This is a genomic window from Xanthobacter sp. DMC47 (genome assembly GCF_056313845.1).
The window spans coordinates 731,210-751,797 of the sequence record NZ_JBQUZM010000004.1 but is presented as its reverse complement, the minus strand read 5'-3'; the positions used below and the strand labels follow the sequence as shown (position 1 = coordinate 751,797).

At 66.9% G+C, this 20,588-nt stretch carries 12 protein-coding genes and 1 tRNA gene; 8 read left to right on the top strand and 5 right to left on the bottom strand.

Going from position 1 to position 20,588, the window contains the following annotated elements; all coding sequences use genetic code 11:
- Positions 1–195 precede the first annotated feature (195 nt).
- From rpoB to ACT54R_RS15220, 5 genes are all read left to right on the top strand, one after another.
- Complete coding sequence (gene rpoB, locus ACT54R_RS15240) at positions 196–4,272, top strand: DNA-directed RNA polymerase subunit beta (RefSeq protein WP_168456328.1); 4,077 nt, start codon at positions 196–198, stop codon at positions 4,270–4,272.
- Positions 4,273–4,375: 103 nt separating this feature from the next.
- Positions 4,376–8,560: a DNA-directed RNA polymerase subunit beta' gene (gene rpoC / locus ACT54R_RS15235; RefSeq protein ID WP_476327615.1), complete on the top strand. Its 4,185-nt coding sequence runs from the start codon at positions 4,376–4,378 to the stop codon at positions 8,558–8,560.
- Between the two features lie 172 nt (positions 8,561–8,732).
- On the top strand, positions 8,733–10,079 hold the full coding sequence (locus tag ACT54R_RS15230; RefSeq protein ID WP_476327613.1) for an APC family permease: 1,347 nt from the start codon (positions 8,733–8,735) through the stop codon (positions 10,077–10,079).
- A 144-nt stretch (positions 10,080–10,223) separates the two neighbouring features.
- Positions 10,224–10,712 (top strand): J domain-containing protein, encoded by a 489-nt coding sequence (locus tag ACT54R_RS15225; protein ID WP_476327611.1) that lies wholly within the window; start codon positions 10,224–10,226, stop codon positions 10,710–10,712.
- A gap of 109 nt (positions 10,713–10,821) precedes the next feature.
- A complete protein-coding gene (locus ACT54R_RS15220; protein ID WP_476327609.1) occupies positions 10,822–12,111 on the top strand; it encodes an RsmB/NOP family class I SAM-dependent RNA methyltransferase in 1,290 nt (429 codons plus the stop codon).
- A gap of 6 nt (positions 12,112–12,117) precedes the next feature.
- Here ACT54R_RS15220 and ACT54R_RS15215 read toward each other — a convergent pair whose 3' ends face one another.
- A complete protein-coding gene (locus ACT54R_RS15215; protein WP_476327607.1) occupies positions 12,118–14,151 on the bottom strand; it encodes a YgiQ family radical SAM protein in 2,034 nt (677 codons plus the stop codon).
- 176 nt (positions 14,152–14,327) lie between these two features.
- Here ACT54R_RS15215 and ACT54R_RS15210 point away from each other — a divergent pair, with 176 nt between their 5' ends.
- Positions 14,328–15,350 carry an LLM class flavin-dependent oxidoreductase gene (locus tag ACT54R_RS15210; protein ID WP_476327605.1) on the top strand — a complete coding sequence of 341 codons (1,023 nt, stop codon included), beginning with the start codon at positions 14,328–14,330 and terminating at the stop codon, positions 15,348–15,350.
- A gap of 42 nt (positions 15,351–15,392) precedes the next feature.
- On the opposite strand, the gene ACT54R_RS15205 is transcribed toward ACT54R_RS15210, so the two are convergent.
- On the bottom strand, positions 15,393–15,731 hold the full coding sequence (locus ACT54R_RS15205; protein WP_476327603.1) for a hypothetical protein: 339 nt from the start codon (positions 15,729–15,731) through the stop codon (positions 15,393–15,395).
- Positions 15,732–15,761: 30 nt separating this feature from the next.
- On the bottom strand, positions 15,762–17,585 hold the full coding sequence (locus ACT54R_RS15200; protein WP_476327602.1) for an amidohydrolase: 1,824 nt from the start codon (positions 17,583–17,585) through the stop codon (positions 15,762–15,764).
- Positions 17,586–17,852: 267 nt separating this feature from the next.
- Between ACT54R_RS15200 and ACT54R_RS15195 the strand changes: the two genes are divergently transcribed.
- Positions 17,853–18,269, top strand: coding sequence for a hypothetical protein (locus ACT54R_RS15195; protein ID WP_476327600.1), 417 nt, complete (start codon positions 17,853–17,855; stop codon positions 18,267–18,269).
- Positions 18,270–18,336: 67 nt separating this feature from the next.
- Here the strand turns inward: ACT54R_RS15195 and rnk are convergent, their stop codons facing one another.
- Both rnk and ACT54R_RS15185 read right to left on the bottom strand, forming a co-directional pair.
- A complete protein-coding gene (rnk, locus tag ACT54R_RS15190) occupies positions 18,337–18,741 on the bottom strand; it encodes a nucleoside diphosphate kinase regulator (protein ID WP_476327598.1) in 405 nt (134 codons plus the stop codon).
- Between the two features lie 347 nt (positions 18,742–19,088).
- A tRNA-Thr gene (locus tag ACT54R_RS15185) sits at positions 19,089–19,163 on the bottom strand.
- A gap of 247 nt (positions 19,164–19,410) precedes the next feature.
- Here ACT54R_RS15185 and ACT54R_RS15180 point away from each other — a divergent pair.
- Positions 19,411–20,577, top strand: coding sequence for an ABC transporter ATP-binding protein (locus ACT54R_RS15180; RefSeq protein ID WP_168456339.1), 1,167 nt, complete (start codon positions 19,411–19,413; stop codon positions 20,575–20,577).
- Positions 20,578–20,588: the final 11 nt, after the last annotated feature.

Here is a 20,588-nt window from a genome sequence, read left to right as displayed (position 1 = left end):
GTTCTCCCGGCAGCCGGTCCGGACACGGTTCGGGGGCTGCCGGGAGAGCCGTCATGGTGCTGAAAGGGGATGGCGTTTCGCCCCCAACCCTTGACGGCATGATGGCAGATTGAGGTTCCGGTGCCGGCGCGGCGAGCCCGCCTCCTTCGGGAGGACAGGGGCCGGCCCGAGAGACCAGGACGGACGAGGATCGAGATGGCGCAAACGTTCACCGGTCGTAAGCGGATCCGCAAGTTCTTCGGCAAGATCAAGGAAGTGGCCGAGATGCCGAACCTCATCGAGGTTCAGAAGGCGTCCTACGACCAGTTCCTCCAGATCGAGGAGCCCAAGGGTGGACGCGACGACGACGGCCTGCAGGCGGTGTTCAAGTCGGTGTTCCCCATCTCCGACTTCTCCGGCGCGGCCATGCTGGAGTTCGTGCGCTACGAGTTCGAGCCGCCGAAGTATGATGTGGACGAGTGCCGCCAGCGCGGCATGACGTTTGCCGCTCCGCTCAAGGTGACGCTCCGTCTCATCGTGTTCGATGTGGACCCGGACACCGGCGCCAAGTCCGTCAAGGACATCAAGGAGCAGGACGTCTACACCGGCGACATCCCGCTGATGACCATGAACGGCACGTTCATCGTCAACGGCACCGAGCGCGTCATCGTCTCCCAGATGCACCGTTCGCCGGGCGTCTTCTTCGACCACGACAAGGGCAAGACCCACTCCTCGGGCAAGCTCCTGTTCGCGGCGCGCATCATTCCCTATCGCGGGTCCTGGCTCGACATCGAGTTCGACGCCAAGGACATCGTCTATGCGCGCATCGACCGTCGCCGCAAGATTCCGGTGACGAGCCTGCTCTACGCCCTCGGCCTCGACAACGAGGAAATCCTCTCGACCTTCTATGAGAAGGTGCCTTACGAGCGCGCCAAGGGCGGCTGGCGCATGCCGTTCGATCCCAAGCGGATGAAGGGCTACAAGGCCGTTGCCGACCTGATCGATGCCGACACCGGCGAGGTCGTGCTCGAGGCCGGCAAGAAGCTCACCGTCCGCGCCGCGCGCCAGCTCGCCGAGAAGGGCCTCAAGGCCCTGCGCATCTCCGACGAGGAGATGGTCGGCCAATACATCGCCGAGGACCTCGTGGACCTGCAGTCCGGCGAGATCCACGCCGAGGCCGGCGACGAGATTACCGAGAAGACGCTGAAGCTGCTTGAGGAAGCGGGCTACAACGAGATCCCGATCCTCGACATCGACCACGTCAACACCGGCGCCTACATCCGCAACACGCTGGCGGCCGACAAGAACGTGACCCGCGAGGACGCGCTCTTCGACATCTACCGCGTGATGCGCCCGGGCGAGCCGCCGACGCTCGATTCGGCGCAGGCCATGTTCCACTCGCTGTTCTTCGATCCGGAGCGCTACGACCTCTCCGCGGTCGGCCGCGTGAAGATGAACATGCGTCTCGACCTCGACTGCCCCGACACGGTGCGGGTGCTGCGCCGCGACGACATCCTCTCCGTCATCAAGACGCTGGTGGAGCTGCGCGACGGCAAGGGCGAGATCGACGACATCGATCACCTCGGCAACCGGCGCGTCCGCTCGGTCGGCGAGCTGATGGAGAACCAGTACCGCGTCGGCCTGCTGCGCATGGAGCGCGCCATCAAGGAGCGCATGTCGTCCGTCGACATCGACACCGTGATGCCGCAGGACCTCATCAATGCGAAGCCGGTGGCGGCTGCGGTGCGCGAGTTCTTCGGTTCGTCCCAGCTGTCGCAGTTCATGGACCAGACCAACCCGCTCTCCGAGATCACGCACAAGCGGCGTCTCTCGGCGCTTGGCCCGGGCGGTCTGACCCGCGAGCGCGCCGGCTTCGAGGTGCGCGACGTGCACCCGACCCACTACGGCCGCATCTGCCCCATCGAGACGCCGGAAGGCCCGAACATCGGCCTCATCAACTCGCTGGCGACGTTCGCCCGCGTGAACAAGTACGGCTTCATCGAGGCGCCCTACCGCCGCGTGGTGGATTCCAAGGTCACCGACGAGGTGGTCTATCTCTCCGCCATGGAGGAGGGGAAGTACTACGTCGCGCAGGCCAACATCCCGCTCGACAAGGACGGCCGCTTCGAGGAAGACCTCATCGTCTGCCGCCATGCGGGCGACGTGCTGCTCGTCAGCCCCGACCGCGTGGACTTCATGGACGTGTCGCCGAAGCAGCTCGTTTCGGTGGCCGCGGCGCTTATCCCGTTCCTTGAGAACGACGACGCCAACCGCGCGCTCATGGGCTCCAACATGCAGCGCCAGGCGGTTCCACTGGTGCGCTCGCAGGCGCCGCTGGTCGGCACCGGCATGGAAGCCGTGGTCGCCCGCGACTCCGGCGCCGCCATCGCCGCCCGCCGCACCGGCGTGATCGATCAGGTGGACGCCACCCGTATCGTTATCCGCGCCACGGAAGAGTCCGACCCCTCCAAGTCGGGCGTCGACATCTACCGGCTGATGAAGTTCCAGCGCTCCAACCAGTCGACCTGCATCAACCAGCGTCCGCTGGTGCGCGTGGGCGACCAGGTGAAGAAGGGCGACATCATCGCTGACGGCCCGTCCACGGAACTGGGCGAGCTCGCGCTCGGCCGCAACGTGCTCGTCGCCTTCATGCCGTGGAACGGCTACAACTTCGAGGACTCGATCCTCCTCTCGGAGAACATCGTCAAGGAAGACGTGTTCACCTCGATCCACATCGAGGAATTCGAGTGCATGGCCCGCGACACCAAGCTCGGGCCTGAGGAAATCACCCGCGACATTCCCAACGTCTCGGAAGAGGCGCTGAAGAATCTCGACGAGGCCGGCATCGTCTACATCGGTGCCGAGGTCCGCGCGGGCGATATCCTGGTCGGCAAGATCACGCCGAAGGGCGAGAGCCCGATGACGCCGGAGGAGAAGCTCCTCCGCGCCATCTTCGGCGAGAAGGCCGCTGACGTGCGCGACACCTCGCTCCGCCTGCCGCCGGGCACCACGGGCACCATCGTCGAGGTGCGCGTGTTCAACCGCCACGGCGTCGACAAGGACGAGCGCGCGCTCGCTATCGAGCGCGAGGAGATCGAGCGTCTCGCCAAGGACCGTGACGACGAGCAGGCGATCCTCGATCGCAACGTTTACGGCCGCCTGACCGAGATCCTGGACGGCAAGGTCGCCATCGCGGGGCCGAAGGGCTTCAAGAAGGAGACCGCCGTAACCCGCGAGATCCTCGGTGAGTATCCCCGCTCGCAGTGGTGGCTGTTCGCGGTCGCCGACGACGCCATCATGGCCGAGCTGGAGGCGATCCGCGCCCAGTACGACGACTCGAAGAAGCGGCTCGAGCAGCGCTTCCTCGACAAGGTCGAGAAGCTGCAGCGCGGCGACGAACTGCCCCCCGGCGTGATGAAGATGGTCAAGGTCTTCGTCGCGGTGAAGCGCAAGATCCAGCCGGGCGACAAGATGGCCGGCCGCCATGGCAACAAGGGCGTCGTCTCGCGCATCGTGCCGGTGGAGGACATGCCGTTCCTCGAGGACGGCACGAACGTGGACATCGTGCTCAACCCGCTGGGCGTGCCTTCGCGCATGAACGTCGGGCAGATCCTCGAGACGCATCTCGGCTGGGCCTGCGCGGGCCTCGGCCGGCAGGTGGCCGCTGCGGCGGAAGCCTATTATGCCAAGCAGGATCTGAAGCCGCTGCGCGATCGGCTGGAGACCATCTACGGCAAGGAAGAGATCGAGCAGCTCAAGGATTCGGAGCTGCCCGAACTCGGCGAGAACCTGCGCAAGGGCGTACCGATGGCCACTCCGGTCTTCGACGGCGCCCACGAGGCGGACATCGAGCACGAACTGGAACGGGCGGGCCTCGACCGCTCCGGCCAGTCCACGCTGTTCGACGGACGCACCGGCGAGCCGTTCGATCGTAAGGTGACGGTCGGCTACATCTACATGCTGAAGCTGCATCACCTGGTCGACGACAAGATCCACGCCCGGTCCATCGGCCCCTACTCGCTCGTGACCCAGCAGCCGCTGGGCGGCAAGGCGCAGTTCGGCGGCCAGCGCTTCGGCGAAATGGAGGTGTGGGCGCTCGAAGCCTACGGCGCCGCCTACACGCTGCAGGAGATGCTCACCGTGAAGTCGGACGACGTGGCCGGCCGCACCAAGGTCTACGAGGCCATCGTGCGCGGCGAGGACACGTTCGAGAGCGGCATTCCCGAGAGCTTCAACGTGCTCGTGAAGGAAATGCGCTCGCTCGGCCTCAACGTCGATCTCGAGAACACCTGACGGGCGCTTTGAGCCCGTCGCCCCGCGCAAAGCGGATTGCCCGACCGGCGCTTCTGCCGGCCGGGCCTCAAGTTAAAGGCCCACTTCGTTTGGGAGCCAGCTCATGAATCAGGAAATCCTGAACGTCTTCAATCCGACCGTTCCGGCCCCGAGCTTCAATCAGATCCGCATCTCGATCGCGAGCCCGGAGAAGATCAAGTCCTGGTCCTACGGCGAGATCAAGAAGCCGGAAACCATCAACTACCGCACGTTCAAGCCCGAGCGTGACGGCTTGTTCTGCGCGCGCATCTTCGGTCCCATCAAGGACTACGAGTGCCTGTGCGGCAAGTACAAGCGGATGAAGTACAAGGGCATCATCTGCGAGAAGTGCGGCGTCGAGGTCACCCTGTCGCGCGTGCGCCGCGAGCGCATGGGCCACATCGAGCTCGCCGCCCCGGTGGCGCACATCTGGTTCCTGAAGTCGCTGCCGAGCCGCATCGGCCTGCTGCTCGACATGACGCTCAAGGATCTCGAGCGCATCCTGTACTTCGAGTATTTCGTCGTCATCGAGCCGGGCATCACCAAGCTCAAGTACCGTCAGCTCCTCTCCGAGGACGACTACCTGCGCGCCCAGGACGAGTATGGCGAGTCGAGCTTCACCGCCATGATCGGCGCCGAGGCCATCCGCGAGCTGCTGCGCTCCATGGACCTCGAGAAGATCGCCGCCGATCTGCGCGTGGAGATCTCCGAGGCCACCACCGAGCTGAAGCCCAAGAAGCTCGCCAAGCGCCTGAAGATCGTCGAGGCCTTCCAGCTCTCCGGCAACAAGCCGGAGTGGATGATCCTCACGCACGTCCCGGTGATCCCGCCGGACCTGCGTCCGCTCGTCCCCCTGGACGGCGGCCGGTTCGCGACCTCCGACCTGAACGACCTGTATCGCCGCGTCATCAACCGCAACAACCGCCTCAAGCGGCTGATCGAGCTGCGCGCGCCGGACATCATCATCCGCAACGAGAAGCGCATGCTTCAGGAAGCGGTTGACGCGCTGTTCGACAACGGCCGCCGCGGCCGCGTCATCACCGGCGCCAACAAGCGTCCGCTGAAGTCGCTCGCCGACATGCTGAAGGGCAAGCAGGGCCGGTTCCGCCAGAACCTGCTCGGCAAGCGCGTGGACTATTCCGGCCGCTCGGTCATCGTGGTGGGTCCGGAGCTGAAGCTGCACCAGTGCGGCCTGCCCAAGAAGATGGCGCTGGAGCTGTTCAAGCCCTTCATCTATTCGCGCCTCGACGCGAAGGGCCATTCGGCGACCGTCAAGCAGGCGAAGAAGCTGGTGGAGAAGGAGCGTCCCGAGGTTTGGGACATCCTCGACGAGGTGATCCGCGAGCACCCGGTGATGCTGAACCGCGCGCCGACGCTCCACCGCCTCGGCATCCAGGCGTTCGAGCCGGTGCTCATCGAAGGCAAGGCGATCCAGCTGCATCCGCTCGTCTGCTCGGCGTTCAACGCCGACTTCGACGGCGACCAGATGGCCGTCCACGTCCCGCTCTCGCTGGAAGCCCAGCTGGAAGCGCGCGTGCTGATGATGTCCACCAACAACATCCTGCACCCGGCGAACGGCCAGCCGATCATCGTGCCGTCGCAGGACATCGTGCTTGGGCTCTACTACCTCTCCATCATGAAGGAGAAGGAGCCCGGCGAGGGCATGATGTTCGCCAACATGGCGGAGATCGACCACGCGCTGAATGCCAAGGCGATCACCCTCGCCACCAAGATCAAGGGCCGCTACATCGGCATCGGCCCGGACGGCAAGCAGTATTCCAAGATCTATGAGACCACGCCCGGTCGCATGAAGATCGGCGAGCTGCTGCCCAAGGACCCGAAGCTCTCCTACGACGTCGTCAACAAGCTGATGACGAAGAAGGAAATCTCCAACATGATCGATGCCGTCTACCGGCACTGCGGTCAGAAGGAGAGCGTGATCTTCTGCGACCGCATCATGGCGCTCGGCTTCTACAACGCGTTCCGCGCCGGCATCTCGTTCGGCAAGGACGACATGGTGGTGCCGAAGAAGAAGTGGGATCTGGTCGAAGAGACTCGCGCGCTCACCAAGGAGTATGAGCAGCAGTACAACGACGGCCTCATCACCCAGGGTGAGAAGTACAACAAGGTCGTTGACGCCTGGGGCAAGTGCTCCGATCGCGTCGCCGAGGAGATGATGAAGGAAATCTCTTCGGTCAAGAAGGACCCGAAGACCGGCCGTGAGAAGCAGATCAACTCAATCTACATGATGAGCCACTCCGGAGCGCGTGGGTCGCCCGCTCAGATGAAGCAGCTTGCCGGCATGCGTGGCCTCATGGCCAAGCCGTCGGGCGAGATCATCGAGAGCCCGATCATCTCGAACTTCAAGGAAGGCCTGACCGTGATGGAGTACTTCAACTCCACCCACGGCGCGCGTAAGGGCCTTGCCGACACCGCTCTGAAGACGGCCAACTCGGGCTATCTCACCCGTCGTCTCGTCGACGTGGCGCAGGATTCCATCATCACCGAGCGCGATTGCGGCTCGGACAAGGGAATCCACATGCGCGCCATCATCGACGCGGGCCAGATCGTGGCCTCGCTCGCCTCGCGCGTCCTCGGCCGCACCGCGGCCGAAGACATCGTGGAGCCGGCGACTGGCGACATCATCGTGCCGAAGGGCCAGATGATCGAGGAGCCGCACGTCGAGCGGATCAACAAGTCCGGCATCCAGGAAATCAAGATCCGGTCGGTGCTGACCTGCGAGACCCGCAACGGCGTGTGCGGCACCTGCTACGGGCGAGACCTCGCCCGCGGCACGCCCGTAAACATGGGCGAGGCGGTGGGCGTCATCGCCGCCCAGTCCATCGGCGAGCCGGGCACCCAGCTCACCATGCGCACGTTCCACATCGGCGGCGCGGCGACCCTCGCCGACTCCTCCTTCGTGGAATCCAACTTCGAGGGCTCGGTCCGCATCCGCAACCGCAACGTGGCGCGGAACTCGGACGGTGACCTCGTGGTCATGGGTCGCAATCTCGCGGTGGTCATCGTCGACCATGACGGCACCGAGCGCGCGGTGAACCGCGTGCAGTACGGCGCCCGCCTCAAGGTGGACGAGGGCGACACCATCAAGCGCGGCCAGCGCATCGCCGAGTGGGACCCCTACACCCGTCCGATCCTCACCGAGGTGGACGGCACGGTGGCCTTCGAGGACCTGATGGAAGGCGCTTCGATGAACGAGACGGTCGACGAGTCGACCGGCATCGCCAAGCGAGTCGTCACCGACAGCCGCTCCGGCCGCGGCCCCGAGCTGCGCCCGGCCATCCTCATCAAGGGGAAGGACGGGAAGGTCTCCAAGCTGCCGCGCGGCGGCGATGCCCGCTATCCGCTGCCGGTGGAGGCGATCATCTCGGTCGACCCGAACCAGCATCTGAAGGCCGGCGACGCGGTGGCCCGCGTGCCCATGGAAAGCGCCAAGACGCGCGACATCACGGGCGGTCTGCCGCGCGTGGCGGAGCTGTTCGAGGCGCGTCGTCCCAAGGACGCGGCCATCATCGCGGAGATTTCCGGCACCATCCGGTTCGGCCGCGACTACAAGAACAAGCGCCGCCTCTCCATCGAGCCGGCGGACGGCGGAGATCCGGTCGAGTACCTGATCCCGAAGGGCAAGCACATCCATCTCCAGGACGGCGACGTGGTGGAGAAGGGCGATTTCATCGTCGACGGCAATCCGGCGCCGCACGACATCCTGGCGATCAAGGGCGTGGAAGAGCTTGCCGCCTTCCTCGTGAACGAGATCCAGGAGGTCTACCGGCTCCAGGGCGTGAACATCAATGACAAGCACATTGAGGTGATCGTCCGGAACATGCTGCAGAAGATCGAGATCGACGACGCCGGCGAGACCGACTTCCTCGATGGCGAGCAGGTCGACCGTCTCGAGTTCATCGAGGCGAACGAGAAGGCCGCGGAGGAGGCGAAGAAGCCCGCCACCGGCCGGCCCGTGCTGCTCGGCATCACCAAGGCGTCGCTGCAGACCCGCTCGTTCTTCTCGGCGGCCTCGTTCCAGGAGACCACCCGCGTCCTCACGGAAGCGGCGGTCAACGGCAAGATCGATCCGCTGGAGGGCCTCAAGGAGAACGTCATCGTCGGCCGCCTCATTCCGGCCGGCACCGGCGCCCAGATGAACCGCCTGCGGACCATCGCGACCAACCGCGACGACCTCATCGTCGCGACCCGCGACGAGCAGGGCGAGGGCCAGCCCCTCGTGGAAGGCCCCGCTGACGCGGCGGAGTGACCCCGGGGCCCACGCCCACATTCATCGGAAAGGCCGCCCCCCGGGCGGCCTTTTCTTTTACCGGTGGGCCCGGCGCCGTGCGTCGCCGATCGGGTCGATCTCCGGCATTGCCGAGGCGACGGTCGCAAGCGGACACTGCCCATGGTTTCCTTGGGGAATCGGGGCGCGGATCATGGTCAAGCTCAGGCGTAACCTCGGGCCGGTGGAGGCGGTGGGGCTTTCCGTCTCGGTGATGGCGCCGACCATGTCCATGGCGCTGAACGTGACGCTGGCGGTCGGCGCCGCCGGGGTGGCCGCGCCTCTTGGCTTTGCCGTGGGCACGCTGCTCGTGGCCATCGTCGGGTTCTCCTTTGTTTTCTTTGCCAGGAAGACGACGCGCGCCGGTTCGGCCTATTCCTACATTGGCCAGACCTTCGGCCCCCGCGCCGGCTTCATCGCCGGATGGTGCATGCTGCTGCTCTACATCGCCGGCGGCTCGGGCAGCGCGGCGCTGGTGGGGGACTTCCTGCGGGCGGCCTTCGCCGATCACGGCATCCACATCGGCGGCTGGTGGCTGGCGCTCGGCGTCGCGGCGCTGCTCATCGGCACGCTCTTCGCCTACCGGGACATGGCGGTCGCCGCGCGGCTCATGCTGCTACTGGAGCTGGGCTCCATCTGCGTCATCGTCTATCTCGGCGTGAAGATCCTGACGGCCGTCGGGGCCACTGGCGGCCTCACCGCCGCGCCGTTCCGGCCGGACCCCGCCATGGGCTGGTGGGGCGTGGGCTATGCCGTGGTGTTCGCCGTGCTTTCCTTCGCCGGCTTCGAGGCGGCTGCGACGCTGGCCGAGGAGACCGGCCAGCCGGGCCGCGCCATTCCCATCGCGCTGCTCGGTTCGGTGGTGCTTGCCGGCCTGTTCTTCGTCTTCGCCTCCTACATCCAGGTTGTCGGGTTCGGCGTGGACAACATGAAGGCCCTCGCCGCCGACGAGGCGCCGCTCAACACGCTGGCGCTGAAATACGGCACGGTGCGCATGGCGACCGCGCTGGATATCGCTGCCGCGGTGTCGGCCGTCTCCGCCGTGCTCGGCACGCTCTCCGCCGCCGGGCGCATGCTGTTCGTGCTCGGCCGCGCCGGCCTGTCGGAGGCGGCGGCGCGGGTGCACCCGGTCCACGGCACGCCCTCCGTGTCCGTGCTGGTGGTGGGATTGCTGATGCTCGCCGGGCTCCTCGCCTGGGCGCCCTTCATCGGTCCGGCGGACTATTACGACGATGTGGGGACCATCGGCGTGCTGGCGCTGATCTTCGCCTATCTCGGCGTCACGCTGGCCGCGGTCTCCCACGCGGTGAAGGCGAAGAGCCTCGTGTGGCTGGCACTGGGGCTGCTCGGGACGCTGGCCATGCTCTGGCCGCTCTACAATTCGATCTATCCCGTCCCCGCCTTCCCCGGGAACCTCTGGCCCTACGTGGTGGGCGCGTGGATCGCCCTCGGCGCGGCGCTGGCGATGCTGCGCCCGGGTATCCGCAACGCGGAACCGTAGGGCACGCCCGATCTGGCTCCAGTCCTGCATGTCGAGCCTGCGGACGTGCGGCCGCGGCGCCTTTCCGACAGGGAGAGGGCGCGGACGCGCATCCGGGATCGGCTCGTGTCAGACACATGCGCGGGCAGGCACAAGGCGCGTCGCATGACCGACATGGGTTCGAGCGGGACGGAGCAATGGGTCGTCTGGAACGGCTCGCTGGGCGTGCTCGACATGGTCACCATCGGCCGTGTCGAGACTGGCGCCGGCGCGCGGCAGGCCTGGCTGGATGCGCCCTATGGCATCGTCGGTCCGTTCAGCCTGGATGAGCTGGAGGAGACGGGTCGCATCGCCTTCGGTGCCTGCTTCGTCATGTCCCGCCGGCGCTGGCAGGAGGAACAGGTGGAACTGCGCCTCGCCGCGCAGAAGGCCCGCCGGGCGCTCATGTCCATGTTCGAGGGCGGCGAGGACGACAGCGCGCACCGCGAAGCCCTCGGCCTGCCGCCGGATGGGCGCCTCGACGCCACCGACATCAACGCCGCTTTCCGCCGCCGCGCGAAGACCGCCCATCCTGACGCCGGCGGCAGCGATGTGGAATACCGTCGCATCGCGGAGGCCCGGGACGCCCTGCTGGAGATGCTGGCGACGGTCTGAAGAGCACCCGCGATGGCCAAGGCTTAAGCCTTCGCCTATGGTGCCGCCCCGTTTCCAGCCTGATCGTGCCTCAGTGAGCTTCGCCGCAGTCCTCCAAGCAACCCTCGACTTGACCGACGAGGTCGACGCCGTCGCGCGTCCGGCCGACGCCGTCGTTTCCGACTTCTTCCACACCCGGCGCGACATTCCGGCGGTGCAGCGGGGGCCGATCTCCGAACTGCTCTACATCCTGTTGCGCCACCACGCCCGCCTCGGCTGGTGGCTGAAGCGGCACGGACGAGCGGACACGCCCCGCAACCGGCTTCTGGCCTGGCTGATGCTCGGCGGCGGCAAGACGCGCGACCAGATGCAGGCCCTGTTCAACGGCGTCAAGTTCGGCCCCGCCCCCCTCACCGATCAGGAGCGGGCGCTGCTGGTGAAGCTGCAAGGCGCGCGGATCGATCACGCCTCCATGCCGGACGACGTGCGCTTCGAATGCCCCGACTGGGCGGCGGAGGCTCTCCACCGCCGGTTCGGCGAGGCCTTCGCCCATGAGATGGCAGCGACGCTCACGCCTGCGCCGCTCGACCTGCGCGTCAATCCCATCAAGGCCGATCGCGTCCAGATGCTGGAGGCTCTGCGCGCCCTCGGCCTGCCGGCCGAGCTGTCGCCTTTGTCGCCCTATGGCATCCGGGTCAGCGAGCGACCGGCGCTCAATCGCCTGCCCATGCTGAAGACCGGCGAGGTGGAAATCCAGGACGAGGGCTCCCAGATGGTGGCCGTCGTGGTGGATGCCAAGCCCGGTGATCGGGTGGTGGACTTCTGTGCCGGTGCCGGCGGCAAGACGCTGGCCATCGCCGCGCAGATGAAGAACAAGGGCCACGTCATCGCGTGCGACGTGCTGGACGGCCGCCTCAAGCGCGCCGCCGAGCGGTTCCGGCGGGCGGGCCTCCACAATATCGAGACGAGGCCGCTGGCCAGCGAGACCGACCGCTGGGTGAAGCGCCACAAGGCAAGCTTCGACCGCGTGCTGGTGGATGCGCCGTGCAGCGGCACCGGCACATGGCGGCGCAATCCTGATGCGCGCTGGCGCGTGCTGGGACCTGGGCTTGATGCGCTGCTGCCGCTGCAGGCCCGCATCCTCGCCAGCGCGGCGCGGCTGGTGAAGCCGGGCGGGCGGCTGGTCTACGCGACTTGCTCGCTGCTGGCCGAGGAGAACGAGGATCAGGTGGCCGCCTTCCTTGCGGCACACCCCGCCTTCCGCGTCGTTCCCCTGAGCGAGGTGGCGCCGCAGATCGTCGGCTCCGCGCATCCGGATTATCTGGCGCTCACGCCCGCGCGGCACGACACGGACGGCTTCTTCGCCGCCGTGCTTCAGCGCGAGGCGGCTGCGACCGAGACGGACGCAGACCCCGAATAGGCAGCCTCACTTCTTGCGCAGCGGCACGCCCTTGGTGGTGAAGCGCTGCGCGCCCGCAGGGGCGGGCCGCACCGGGCGTCGCGTGCCGGCGGCCTTGCCGGTGCCGGGCGGCTGGTGGGCCGGCACGAGCTGGTCGGGGCGCGGGCCGATGAGGTCGGCGCGGCCCATGCTCTTCAGCGCCTCGCGCAGCAGCGGCCAGTTGTCCGGATCGTGGTAGCGCAGGAAGGCCTTGTGCAGCCGGCGCTGGCGCAGCCCCGTCACGGTCGTCACCCGATCACTGCCGCCACGCCGCACCGCCCGGAGCGGGTTGACGCCGGTGTGATACATGGCGGTCGCGGTCGCCATGGGGGAGGGCAGGAAGGTCTGCACCTGATCGGCCCGATAGCGGTTCTTCTTGAGCCAGAGCGCGAGGTTCATCATGTCCTCGTCGGTCGTGCCCGGATGCGCGGCGATGAAATAGGGGATCAGGTAGTATTTCTTCCCCGCCTGCTTCACCGCGGCGTCGAACATCTCCTTGAAGCGGTCATAGGTGCCGATGCCCGGCTTCATCATCTTGTCGAGCGGGCCGCGCTCGGTGTGCTCCGGGGCGATCTTCAGGTAGCCGCCCACGTGGTGGGTCACCAGCTCCTTGATATATTCCGGGCTCTCCACGGCGAGGTCGTAGCGCACGCCGGAGGCGACCATCACCTTCTTCACCCCCTCCACCTCGCGCACCTTGCGATACAGGCGGATGAGGTCGTCGTGGGAGGTGTTGAGGTTCGGGCAGATGCCGGGGAAGACGCAGGACGGGCGGCGGCAAGCCGCCTCGATCTTCGGGTCCTTGCAGGCCATCCGGTACATGTTGGCGGTGGGGCCGCCGATATCGGAGATGACGCCGGTGAAGCCCGGGGTCTTGTCGCGGATCAGCTCGATCTCGCGCAGGATCGAGCCTTCCGAACGGTTCTGGATGATGCGCCCCTCATGCTCGGTGATGGAGCAGAAGGTGCAGCCGCCGAAGCAGCCGCGCATGATCGTCACCGAGAAGCGGATCATGTCCCACGCCGGGATCTTTGCGTCGCCATAGGAGGGGTGCGGCGCGCGGGCGTAGGGCAGGTCATAGACCGCGTCCATCTCCTGCGTGGTGAGCGGAATGGGCGGCGGGTTCAGCCACAGGTCGCGGTCGCCGTGGCGCTGGACGAGGGGGCGGGCATTGCCGGGATTGCTCTCCCGGTGCAGCACGCGGGAGGCGCGGGCATAGGCCTCCTTGTCCACCTCCACCTGCTCGTAGGCGGGCAGCCGGATCACCACGTCGCCCGGATGGCGCGCGGCGCCTTCGTCCGAAGCGTCGAGATCGTCGGCGTGAAGCTCGGTGTAATGCTCGGGCACGCGGCGGAACAGGGCGACGCCGCGCACGTCGTCGATGTCGCGCGGCGCCTCGCCATCGGCGATGCGGTTCGCCACCTCCACCACGGCACGCTCGGCATTGCCGTAGATCAGCAGGTCTGCCTTGGCGTCGGCCAGGATGGAGCGGCGCACCTTGTCGGACCAGTAGTCGTAATGGGCGATGCGGCGCAGGGAAGCCTCAATGCCGCCGAGGATGATCGGCACATCCCTGTATGCCTCGCGGCAGCGCTGCGTGTAGACGATGGTGGAGCGGTCCGGCCGCCTCCCGCCCTCGCCGCCGGCGGTATAGGCATCGTCATGGCGCAGCCGGCGGTCCGCCGTGTAGCGGTTGACCATGGAATCGAGGTTGCCGCCCGTGACGCCGAAGAACAGGCGCGGCTTGCCCAGCGCCTTGAACGGTTCCGCCGACTGCCAGTCCGGCTGGGAGATGATGCCGACGCGAAAACCCTGCGCCTCCAGGAGCCGGCCGATGATGGCCATGCCGAAGCTCGGGTGATCCACATAGGCATCGCCCGTGACGAGAACGATGTCGCACTCCTCCCAGCCGAGCGCCGTCATCTCGGCGCGGCTCATGGGCAGGAAGGGAGCCGGCCGTCTGGCCGGGGCGGGCCAGGGCAGGAAAGTCAAAGGCTTCGTGGGGCAGACCTGTGTGTCCATGGGTGACGAATAGGGATCAAAAGCGGCAAATTCAACCGATCCCGGCCCTTGGGGGAACACATCTTCTCGTGCGGCTCCCCTTCGCGTGCAAAGCGCGCTTGCGGAGGTGAAAGGTGCGCCGGGCGGCGTGCCGGGCTAGGTTGGCGGCAACGTTTCACAGCCCAGAAGTGTCTGCCTTGAAGAAGATCGGCTTTCTCTCGTTCGGCCACTGGACGCCCTCGTCCCAGTCGCAGACCCGCTCGGCGGCGGATGCGCTGCTGCAATCCCTCGAGCTTGCCGTGGCGGCCGAGGAACTCGGCGCGGACGGCGCCTATTTCCGCGTCCATCACTTCGCCCGCCAGCTTGCGGCCCCGTTCCCGCTGCTGGCGGCGGTGGGCGCGCGCACCAAGCGCATCGAGATCGGCACCGCCGTTATCGACATGCGTTACGAAAACCCGCTCTACATGGCGGAGGATGCCGGCGCGGCCGATCTCATCGCCGGCGGACGGCTTCAGCTCGGCATCAGCCGCGGTTCGCCGGAGCAGGTGATCGATGGCTGGCGCTACTTTGGCTACGGCCCGCCGGAAGGCCAGACTGCCGCCGACATGGCCCGCCGCCATGCGGAGGTGTTCCTGGAGGTGCTGAAGGGCGAGGGCTTCGCTGAGCCCAATCCGCGGCCCATGTTCCCCAACCCGCCCGGCAAGCTGCGGGTGGAGCCCCATTCGGAAGGGCTGCGCGAGCGCATCTGGTGGGGCGCCAGCTCCAACGCCACCGCCGTGTGGGCGGCCAAGCTCGGGCTGAACCTGCAAAGCTCCACCCTGAAGGACGATGAGACGGGTGAGCCCTTCCACGTCCAGCAGGCCGCGCAGATCCGTGCCTACCGCGCCGCATGGGCCGAGGCGGGCCACACCCGCACGCCCCGCGTCTCGGTGAGCCGCTCCATCTTCGCCCTCGTGGACGACCGCGACCGCGCCTATTTCGGCCGGGGCGGGAAGGAGGAGGATTCCATCGGCTTCATCGATGAGAAGACCCGCGCCATCTTCGGCCGCAGCTACGCCGCAGAGCCGGACGCCCTTATCAAGCAGCTCGCCGAGGACGAGGCCATCGCCGAGGCCGACACGCTGCTCCTGACGGTCCCGAACCAGCTGGGCGTCGACTACAACGCCCATGTCATTGAGGCCATCCTGACCCACGTGGCCCCGGCCCTCGGCTGGCGCTGAGGCGGGCCCCGCTACCGACCGGCGAGGCCATGGCCCCGCTGGCTACCAGCCGCTGCAGAGCCGCATCCAGTGCCTGTGCTCGCGCGGGATGCGGCCTGCCTCACAGGCGCGCCTCGCCTCGCCATCGAGCGCCATGAAGCACGACTTGCCCTCGCGCAGGTGCTGGCACCAGCCGCGATCGGCCGCGTCGTTGAAGGACATGAAGCAGGATTTCCCTTCGACATAGGCCTGGCAGAATCCGCGGTTCGGGCCGTCGAAGGTCATGAAGCAGGATTTTTTCTTGGAGCAGATTTCGGGGAGGGGCTGAGCCTGGGCGGAAAGCCCGCCAAGCGCCGCGAAAAGCACCAGAAGTCCGATAAGCCGTTTCATCGTGTCCACCATTCGTGGGTGTTGTTGGCTCAGGCCGGGACATCATGCCTTGTGGCGGATTTTCCCGTTCATCATGGTCAGCTCGACCTTCGCCTTGTGGATGTCGCGCGGATCGCCCTCAAGAATGTTGCGGTCGAGCACGATGAGGTCCGCAAGCTTGCCCGTCTCCAGCGAGCCGATCCTGTCGTCCATGCGGATCTGGTAGGCAGCGCCCAGCGTGTTGGCGTGGATCGCCTCGGCAACCGTCAACCGTTCGTCGGCCGGGGCGAGCACGGCGGCATCCGGCTTCCCGATCAATTGGCGGGTGACGCCCACCTCGATGGAATCGAGCGGCTTGTAGGTGGAGAAATAGCCCGCCGCCGGCCAGTCGGTGCCGAACGACACGCGCCCGCCGTCCCGCAGGATCGTCTTGGTGCGGTACATCTTGCTGGCGCGGGGCTGGCCGTAGCGCGCCACCATGTTGATCATCGTGTCCGGATCGGCCGACGACCAGTTGGCCGAGAATTGCGCCGTCACGTTCAACTTGGCGAAGCGCGGGTTGTCCACGTCCTCCACATAGACCAGATGGGCGATGGCGTTGCGGCGTTCGCGCCTGGGGTTGGTCGCGATCGCCTTCTCGATGGCGTCCAGCGCCACCCGCGCCGTGCGCTCGCCGCAGGCATGGACGTGGACGTCGTAGCCCGCAGCATCCACTGCGCCGATCAACGCGTGCCACTGCGCTTCCGTGAAGGGCGAGGCGCCGATGGAGTTGGGCATGTCGGCATAGGGCTCGATCAGCCACGCGGTGTAACCGCCCTGCGAGCCGTCGCCGACGATCTTCACGATGTCCACATGGACCAACTCGCTCGACACCCGGCTGCTGACATCCTTGAGCTTCTCGACCACATCGTCGATGGGCAGGCTCTTGACCGAATAGGAGGCCGACACCCGGAAGGGCAGGGCATCGCGCTTCTCGGCATCCACATAGAGGTTGATGACCGCCCCCTGATCCGAGCCGATCGGTGGCACGCCGGCATCGAAGAGCGCGGTGATGCCAGCGGCGGCGGCCTTGGGCAGCCAGCCGTCCAGCAGTTTGCCCAGGTTGGCGGCGGTGATCGGCTCGACCGCGTTGACGAGGGCGAGCACGGCATTCACTTCCAGCACATAGCCCGTGGGCTCGCCCTTCTCGTCGCGGGCGTAATAGCTGAAGCGGGGGATGGGGTCGGGCGTGTCGCGGTTCACGCCGGCCATCTCCAGCGCCTTGGAATTCACCCACAGGCTGTGGCCGTCGATGGCGAAGAAGAAGGCGGGCCGGTCGGGCAGGATGCGGTCGAGCTCGGCGCGGGTCGGGCCTTCTGGCGGGAACATGTCTACCCGCCAGCCGAAGCCGCGAATGGGGCCGGTGGGGTTCTCCTTCGCATATCGCTCGATGGCCGCCAGCGCATCCTTCAGGGTCGGCAATTGAAGATCGATGCCCGACGTGAGGAAGGCTCCCAGCAGGGGATGGGTGTGTCCCTCCACGAACCCCGGCATGAGCAGGCGGCCCTTGAGGTCGATCACCCGCGTCTTTGGGCCGGCGAGGGCCATGGCCGCGGCCTCGTCGCCCACATGGACGATGGTCTTGCCGCGCACGGCCACAGCCTTCGCCCAGGGCTGCGCGCCGGAGACGGTGTAGACCGGCCCGTTGCGGAACACGAAATCGGCCGGGCCGGTCGTGGCCGCGGCGGCCTGTGTCCCCTGCGCGCGCACCTCGCTCGCGCGGAAGACCGGCGCCATGGCAGCCGCTGCCGTCATGGCCATGCCGGCGCCGAGCACCGAGCGTCGGTTGAGCCCGCCCACCCGGCCGAACGCCTCGAAATGGGGTGCCCATTCACACGCGATGCACATGCCGTCCCCTCCCGTGAGTGGCGATGTACTGATTGCGCATGCCCGGAGCATCGCAGATCACCCGCCTTCCGATAGGGTAGCGTGATCCCGCGACGGTAAAAACGACTTCTTTTCGTGAATTGTGCCACCTGTCGCCGCTGCCCCGCCGATCCCTTGACGGACGCGAAGACGCACCCAAATCACCACCGCCGGCCACCGTGCCGGCAAAGACATCGCACCATGCGTGCGAGGTGCTTGTACCCATGTTGCTCGAAGGAGGATGTGGCTATGAGACCCACGCGAGGCGAGCGGCCGCAGACGCCGCCGTCCCTTCAATCGGAAGCCGTCCTGGTCCACCCGGATCAGGTGCTCGATCACCCGTCCATGAGCGACGGGGAGAAGCGGGCGCTGCTGTCGTCCTGGGCGTCGGATCGCCATGCGGTCGAGAATGCGCCGGCGCTCCGGCGTCTCGATAGCGGCGCTGTCGTTTCCGTGGACGACATTCTGGCCGCCTTGGCGGCGCTTCCCGCCGATCCGTCCCCGCCGGACGGGGCCGCCGCCGGCTGGACCGCTGCCGAGCGGCGCCAGCGGCCCGTTTTCCCGCCATGGCGGAAAGCCCGGCGAAGGGTGAAGGGCGGTCCACCTCCGCGCAGCGGCACCGGTACCGTTCTGCGGCTGGTGCCGGTGAGCGACGTGAACGCGTGATGCGTCGGCGCGGTGCTGGTGCGAACCGGCGCCGCGGCGTCCTCTGTTGCGGAGGCTCGGGAGGATATCAGCGCGGCGTGGGCGCGACGGCGAGGATTTCCAGTTGGTGGCGCCGTCCATCCCGGGCGGTCCAAGAAATGGACTGGTTTTCGGACAGTCCGATGAGCGCCGCGCCGATGGGCGTCATCACGGACACCTTGCCGTCCGCGATATCCGCATCCTCGGGATAGACGAGCCGCACGGTACGGGTGGAGTCCGCCGACCGGTAGGTGACGGTGGCGCCCATCTGGACAGAGTTCACTGGTGCGCGCTCAGGCGACACCAGCCGCGCCCGCTCCAACTCGGACAGCAACTCTTCTGCCACGTCCGGGATCCTGTCGAGGGCGGCGGTGGCAAGGCTGGTAAGGCGCTCGTGGTCAGCGCGGTTGAGGACAAGCGCCGGCAGGCGCTCGCGACGGGAAGGCTTTGTCATCTGAATAAACTTTCTAAAAGGCGCGCGTCGGCGCTGCCGTCGGTTCAGCGACCGAGGGCTCAAGACGTAATGGGGGCTGGTCTGCGCTCTCTCTGGCCGCCGCGTGCGATCTGGGCACGGCGTCGCGTCACCCCGGCGCCCGGGGCGCAAACGCCGGACGCGGGGCTACTCTCCTGCGATGGGGCAGGGGCGGCAGAATTGGTATGGAGCGCCGGTCATCCCGTCATCAGGCCCGGCACCTTACGTAATGTCAAGTCGGGAGCCCGCGGCGCGCAGCAGTGAAGCGCCCCCGGACCCGCCTGCGGGACAGGCCGTGGCCGCGCTATTTCTGGATTTCTGTCTTGAACTGGTGCTGCGAGAGAGGATTGAACTCTCGACCTCTCCCTTACCAAGGGAGTGCTCTACCACTGAGCTACCGCAGCGTGCCGGCGGACCGCACGGAAGCGGAGACCGCGGCGACGGGTGTGCCGTCGTCAGGAGCGCTCCTCTAGTACATGCGGCGCTGCGGTGCAAGGGGCTCGGCACCGATGGCGGTGGATGACGCGCGCACAAGGGCGCACCTGCCCGAACCGTCGGCGCTGTTCGCCGAAAAAATGCGCCTGCTTGCGGCTTGAGCGTTTCCTTCTGCCCAGCTAGCCTTCACGCTACGTGGCCTGGATGGGGGAAGTCATGGCAGCGGACAAGGCGCGCAAGGAAACCATCGGCGCCGTCCGGCGCACATTCGCTCCGTGGAAAGACCCCAGCCAGACCCCGCTCATCCGCTTCGAGAACGTCATCAAGCGGTTCGGCGACTTCACCGCCGTTAACAACGTCAGCCTCGACATATACGAGCGGGAATTCTTCGCGCTCCTCGGCCCGTCGGGCTGCGGCAAGACCACCCTCATGCGCATGCTGGCTGGCTTCGAGGAGCCCACCTCCGGCCGCCTCACCTTGGCCGGGGAGGATCTCGCGGGGGTGCCGCCCTACCGGCGGCCGGTGAATATGATGTTCCAGTCCTACGCGCTGTTCCCGCATATGAACGTGGCGGACAACATCGCCTTCGGCCTGAAGCAGGACAAGATGCCCAAAGCCGACATCGATGCCCGCGTCGAGGAGATGCTGCATCTCGTCAAGCTGGAGCAGTTCGCCAAGCGCAAGCCGCACCAGCTTTCCGGCGGCCAGCGCCAGCGCGTGGCGCTCGCCCGTTCTCTGGCCAAGCGGCCCAAGGTGCTGCTGCTGGACGAGCCGCTGGGTGCCCTCGACAAGAAATTGCGCGAGGAGACCCAGTTCGAGCTGATGGATCTGCAGATGTCCCTCGGCATGACCTTCCTGATCGTGACCCACGACCAGGAGGAGGCGATGACGGTGGCCGACCGAATCGCAGTGATGAACCACGGCGTTCTGGTGCAGGTGGCCCCGCCCGCGGAAATCTACGAGCAGCCCGCCACCCGTTACATCGCCGACTTCATCGGCGAGGTGAACCTCATCGAATCCACCGTTACCGCCTGCGAGGGCGAGATGACCCGGCTGACCTCCGAGGTGACGCCTTCGCCCCTGAGCGTGGCCCATCCGTGCGAGGTGGCCGCGGGGGGGAATGCCTGCATCGCCATCCGGCCGGAAAAGCTGCGGATCTCCCTCGATGCCCCGCCGGAGGGGAGCGAGAATGTCTTCGCAGGCAAGATCTGGGACATCGGCTATCTGGGTGATCTCTCCATCTATCATGTGGAGCTTGCCTGCGGTCAGCGGCTGAAGGTGTCCCAGCCGAACCTGTCGCGCCGGGTGGCACGCCCGATTTCCTGGGAAGACGAGGTGTGGGTCACGTTCGACCCCGACGCCGGCGTCCTTCTGACCCGCTGAGGAGAACCGGA

Excerpts from the sequence above, each read along its gene's own strand:
- rpoB (WP_168456328.1), top strand. The coding sequence starts at position 196 with ATGGCGCAAACGTTCACCGGTCGTAAGCGGATCCGCAAGTTCTTCGGC.
- rpoC (WP_476327615.1), top strand. The coding sequence starts at position 4,376 with ATGAATCAGGAAATCCTGAACGTCTTCAATCCGACCGTTCCGGCCCCG.
- ACT54R_RS15230 (WP_476327613.1), top strand. The coding sequence starts at position 8,733 with ATGGTCAAGCTCAGGCGTAACCTCGGGCCGGTGGAGGCGGTGGGGCTT.
- ACT54R_RS15225 (WP_476327611.1), top strand. The coding sequence starts at position 10,224 with ATGACCGACATGGGTTCGAGCGGGACGGAGCAATGGGTCGTCTGGAAC.
- ACT54R_RS15215 (WP_476327607.1), bottom strand. The coding sequence starts at position 14,151 with ATGGACACACAGGTCTGCCCCACGAAGCCTTTGACTTTCCTGCCCTGG.
- ACT54R_RS15205 (WP_476327603.1), bottom strand. The coding sequence starts at position 15,731 with ATGGTGGACACGATGAAACGGCTTATCGGACTTCTGGTGCTTTTCGCG.
- ACT54R_RS15200 (WP_476327602.1), bottom strand. The coding sequence starts at position 17,585 with ATGTGCATCGCGTGTGAATGGGCACCCCATTTCGAGGCGTTCGGCCGG.
- ACT54R_RS15195 (WP_476327600.1), top strand. The coding sequence starts at position 17,853 with ATGAGACCCACGCGAGGCGAGCGGCCGCAGACGCCGCCGTCCCTTCAA.
- rnk (WP_476327598.1), bottom strand. The coding sequence starts at position 18,741 with ATGACAAAGCCTTCCCGTCGCGAGCGCCTGCCGGCGCTTGTCCTCAAC.
- ACT54R_RS15180 (WP_168456339.1), top strand. The coding sequence starts at position 19,411 with ATGGCAGCGGACAAGGCGCGCAAGGAAACCATCGGCGCCGTCCGGCGC.